The 3,652-nt window shown below is 68.2% G+C and carries 4 protein-coding genes; 2 read left to right on the top strand and 2 right to left on the bottom strand.

Features of this window, described 5'->3' with window-relative positions; translation table 11 throughout:
* Positions 1–550 precede the first annotated feature (550 nt).
* Both FNH05_RS34465 and FNH05_RS38530 read left to right on the top strand, forming a co-directional pair.
* Positions 551–1,411, top strand: a complete 861-nt coding sequence (locus tag FNH05_RS34465; RefSeq protein WP_186382882.1) for a phosphotransferase — start codon at positions 551–553, stop codon at positions 1,409–1,411.
* 304 nt (positions 1,412–1,715) lie between these two features.
* Entirely contained in the window at positions 1,716–1,853 is a 138-nt protein-coding gene (locus tag FNH05_RS38530) for a hypothetical protein (RefSeq protein ID WP_186382881.1), read from the top strand.
* A gap of 13 nt (positions 1,854–1,866) precedes the next feature.
* On the opposite strand, the gene FNH05_RS34460 is transcribed toward FNH05_RS38530, so the two are convergent.
* Together FNH05_RS34460 and FNH05_RS34455 are read right to left on the bottom strand one after the other, a co-directional pair.
* Positions 1,867–2,583 carry a TIGR03089 family protein gene (locus FNH05_RS34460; RefSeq protein WP_144593042.1) on the bottom strand — a complete coding sequence of 239 codons (717 nt, stop codon included), beginning with the start codon at positions 2,581–2,583 and terminating at the stop codon, positions 1,867–1,869.
* A gap of 48 nt (positions 2,584–2,631) precedes the next feature.
* A partial coding sequence (locus FNH05_RS34455) for an LCP family protein (protein WP_144593041.1) occupies positions 2,632–3,652 on the bottom strand: 1,021 nt, incomplete at its 5' end.

The raw sequence follows: 3,652 nt of genomic DNA, 5'->3' as shown, positions 1-3,652 counted from the left end.
GGATGAACCCGCGCCGCGAGGAGATCACCTCAGCCCCAGGCCACTAGCAACATCCCAACAACATGCCCCGGTCAACCACGGTCAACAGAGGTACCCAGCGCACACCTTCCGCCGCAGGCCAGGACCACTTTCCAGCGTGATCCACTTGATTCCCAAGCCGAGAACGCCAGGCCGTCTCCAGGCCGTCTGACGTCGGGCAGTGGTAACAATCACTGAGAACTACCGAGACGCTTTTCCCAGTTCAGGACGTATTCTGGTGGGAAGCCAGCAGGTCGGCCCAAACCGGCCGAGAGATCACCCAGATCTACGAGAGCACCAACCAGATCCAGCGCATGGTGATGGCCCGCGCCCTGCTCAAGGGCTGACCCCTTCCCGGGAGCCCCCTTCGACGAAGGGAGCCCTGGTCCGGATCGAGGCGGACCAGGGCTCCCTTTTCCATTTCCGCAGCCTGGAGCGCTAATCACAACCCCGATCGCCATCGCGGAACGCTGAACTGTGGCTCGCATGGCTGAGGGCGACGACGGCGGTACGCGCTGGTAGGTTGACGCGCATGGCCGAGCCGACCATTCGGGTTGCCGGCAATCCTCGCCCCTTGGCGGTTTTCGATGTGCGGGAGAACCAGCACGAAGATGTACTCGACCGTGTCGAGCGCGCGTTGGACGTACGGCTTGTTCGTCCGTCCGTGGTGTACGGAGAACATGGGGCCACGGAAGGTTTTCGTACCAGCAACGACACTTGGGTGAGGATCGAACGCCGTCAGCGATGGCGGATCAGCAGTGCCGTGTGGGTCGGTTTGGAAGCCGCGGCGACGATCCGGGGAGTCAAGAAGCCCGAGTGGTTTCAAAGCGCCACGTGGATCGACCCGGCGAGGAACGTTGTGTGGCGCGCGGACGAAGTGGAGTTGATTACCGCTCCGGTCGTGGGCGATCTCGCTACGGCGGCAACCCTGCCGGACTCATGGTGGAGCGGTCTGCGTGAGTCGTTGGCCGCGCTGGGAGCACACCCGACCGAGCGGGTCGGGATGAGCCAAACTCACCTCACCAAGAGGATTACCGAGGTTTTCGGCGACATCGAGACTGTCGTCGACGAGTGGGCGACCGCGCATACGGACCTGCACTGGGGCAATCTCTCCACGGAAGGGCACGTCATCGACTGGGAAGACTGGGGCGTCGCACCACGTGGACATGATGCCGCGACGCTGTGGCAGTCGGCGCTTCCCGATCCTCAGATGGCCGCACGGGTTCAGCGTGAGTTCGCCGATGATCTCGATACTCGTTCGGGCAGGCTTGCCCGGCTGTTGCAGTGCGCGAACGCGATCCGAGCCGCCGCCCGCCGTGGATCGCCGACGCCTTTGTCCGAACCAGCGCGGGCGGCTGCGGAAACTCTGCTCGCGGAACTAGGGAACGCCTGAACGAACACCGCCCCCTTCGTCCGCCCGAACCCGTTCCGCCCGGGAACCCCGGCTCGTCGGACGGGGGGCAGAGCCACTCTCGGGCGGAGATGAGGTCGCACAAGGCTACCGCGCCAATGCGGTAAGGCGTACTGTTCGCACCTCAACGCTCCGGCCGCCAGCCGAGGAACAGGGCTGAGTCTTCCTGGTCCGGATCGAGGCGGACCAGGGCTCCCTTTTCCATTTCCGCAGCCTGGAGGACACAGCGCGTGACCGGGCATCGGTTCACCCGACGGGTGCGCGGGTTTTGCGGCACGCTGTAGGTATGGCCAGAGAAGCCACACCCGTCCTGGCGCTCTCGGCGATCGTCCTGGGCATCGTCGCGGCGGCGGTCAACGCCGACGCCTGGTGGTTCATGATCGGCCTGATCGCCTTCCTGTTCCTGATCGAGCGGCCGTCCTGAGGCGGCCGCGCGCTCAGGCGAGCAGGTCGACCGTGGTCCGTTCGGCCCGGCGGCGGTCGGCGAGCCTGGCCGGGTCCGCGTTCGTCACCTGGACGAGATTCGCGCCCGCGACCAGCGGGGCGAGCAGGCCGTCGACGAGACCGCCGGGGATGCTCCACTCGAGCGTGGACAGCACACGGTCGCCCGCCGCGATGCCCAGCTCCGTGGCGCGTTCCCGGGCCCGTTCGACCAATTCGTCCACAGTGGACGACGCGAGCGCCGGGGTGTCCCCGCCGATCGGGGACAGCGGGCTGAACTGGTCGCCGGAGAGCCTCGCCTCGGCGAGGTAGTCCAGAGCACCCTCGGGCGGGGCGGAAGCGAGGCCGCGGCCCAGCGGGTCCAGCGCGACCACGGCGACGGCGGTGCCTCCGGCGGCAGTCCCACCGGTGCCGTCCGGGGTGACGAACGCGACCCGTGCCCCGGTGGGCTCGGCGACCACGTGTGCGCCGCACCACCAGGCACCGAGCAGCACACCCGCCGTCTGCCAGTGCGCGGGCAGCAGCACGGCCACCTCGTCACCCGGTTCCACGTCGAACTCGTCAACCAGCCAGTTCGCCGTCTTGGCCGCCCAGTTGGCCAGGGTGGCCACCGACAGTTCGACCCTCGTGCCCGCCGCGTCGTCGTAGTGCGTGATCAGCGGGCGCGCCGGCTGGGACAGCAGGGGGCGGAACAGGCGGTCGGTCAGGCTCATACCCGCAATCTAGCCGCCCCCGCCCCGCGGCCTTCCGCACGACCCGCGTCAGTTCACGCAGGTGACCCCGGCAGGGGCGGCGCCGCCCCCGGACGAGCCGCCACCGCCGGTGGGCTGGGTGGCGAGCGCGGTGAAGAACTGTCGCACGGCCTCCGGGTCGACTTCCACGATGCTCTGCCCGTCCGGGCTGCGCCCGTTGATGGTGAGCACCGGAATGGTCTGGAAGGACACCGCCCCCGACGCGAGTCCCTTCGCCTTCTCGGCGAGCTGGAGCAGGTCGAAGTCCGGGTCGAGGACGAGGGAGCGGTGCAGCGCGTCGGTGAGGTCGTTCAGCTTGCCCGGGTTGGTGAGCACCCCCGCAGTCAGCACCTTGTGCAGTGCCGAGCCGAGGAACGCCTGCTGCCGGACGATCCGGTCGAGGTCCCCGCGCGGCAGGTTCTTCCGTTGCCGCACGAAGGAAAGCGCTTCACCGCCGGTGACGGTCTGCACGCCGGCGGAGAAGTTCGCGCCGGAGTCCTTGTCCTCGGTCGCGTGGTTCAGGCAGACCTGTACGCCCCCCAGTGCCTCGGTGATCAGGTAGAACCCGAGCAGGTTCACCTCGGCGTAGTGGTCGATGCGAACCTGGGTGAAATCCTGAATGGTCTGCACCAATGCCTTGCGCCCGACCTCGTCCGAGTCCCGCTCGATCCGCGCGGCGTCGCGCTCGCCCTGGGCCCGCAACTGCGCGGCGGCGGCCGCCTTGGCCGTGCCGAACACGGAATTGATCTTGGCCTGGCCGCCTCGCGGGACGGTGACCCAGGTGTCGCGCGGGATCGAGACGGCGAACGGCTTCCCGCCGTTCTTGGGCAGCCGCAGGATGATCAGCGTGTCCGTGTTGATCCCGCCGGTCTGCTCGGTCCGCAGCGTCTTCAGCATCGACGACGACAACTCGTTGCCCTGCATATCGGTGCGGGCGTCCACACCCACCAGCAGGATGTCCTCGCCGCCGTCGTCCTTGGGCGGGGGCGGCGGCAGTGCGGGATCGTCGGGCTGGCTGAGGATGTCGCTGGTGTGCACGTCGCCCTGCACC

This window comes from Amycolatopsis rhizosphaerae (assembly GCF_007713715.1).
In the GTDB taxonomy this organism is placed as follows: Bacteria; Actinomycetota; Actinomycetes; order Mycobacteriales; family Pseudonocardiaceae; genus Amycolatopsis_E; species Amycolatopsis_E rhizosphaerae.
The sequence above is the reverse complement of the archived record's forward strand: the minus strand, read 5'-3'. Positions and strand labels throughout refer to the sequence as shown.

Excerpts from the sequence above, each read along its gene's own strand:
- FNH05_RS34460 (WP_144593042.1), bottom strand. The coding sequence starts at position 2,583 with ATGAGCCTGACCGACCGCCTGTTCCGCCCCCTGCTGTCCCAGCCGGCG.
- FNH05_RS38530 (WP_186382881.1), top strand. The coding sequence starts at position 1,716 with ATGGCCAGAGAAGCCACACCCGTCCTGGCGCTCTCGGCGATCGTCCTG.
- FNH05_RS34465 (WP_186382882.1), top strand. The coding sequence starts at position 551 with ATGGCCGAGCCGACCATTCGGGTTGCCGGCAATCCTCGCCCCTTGGCG.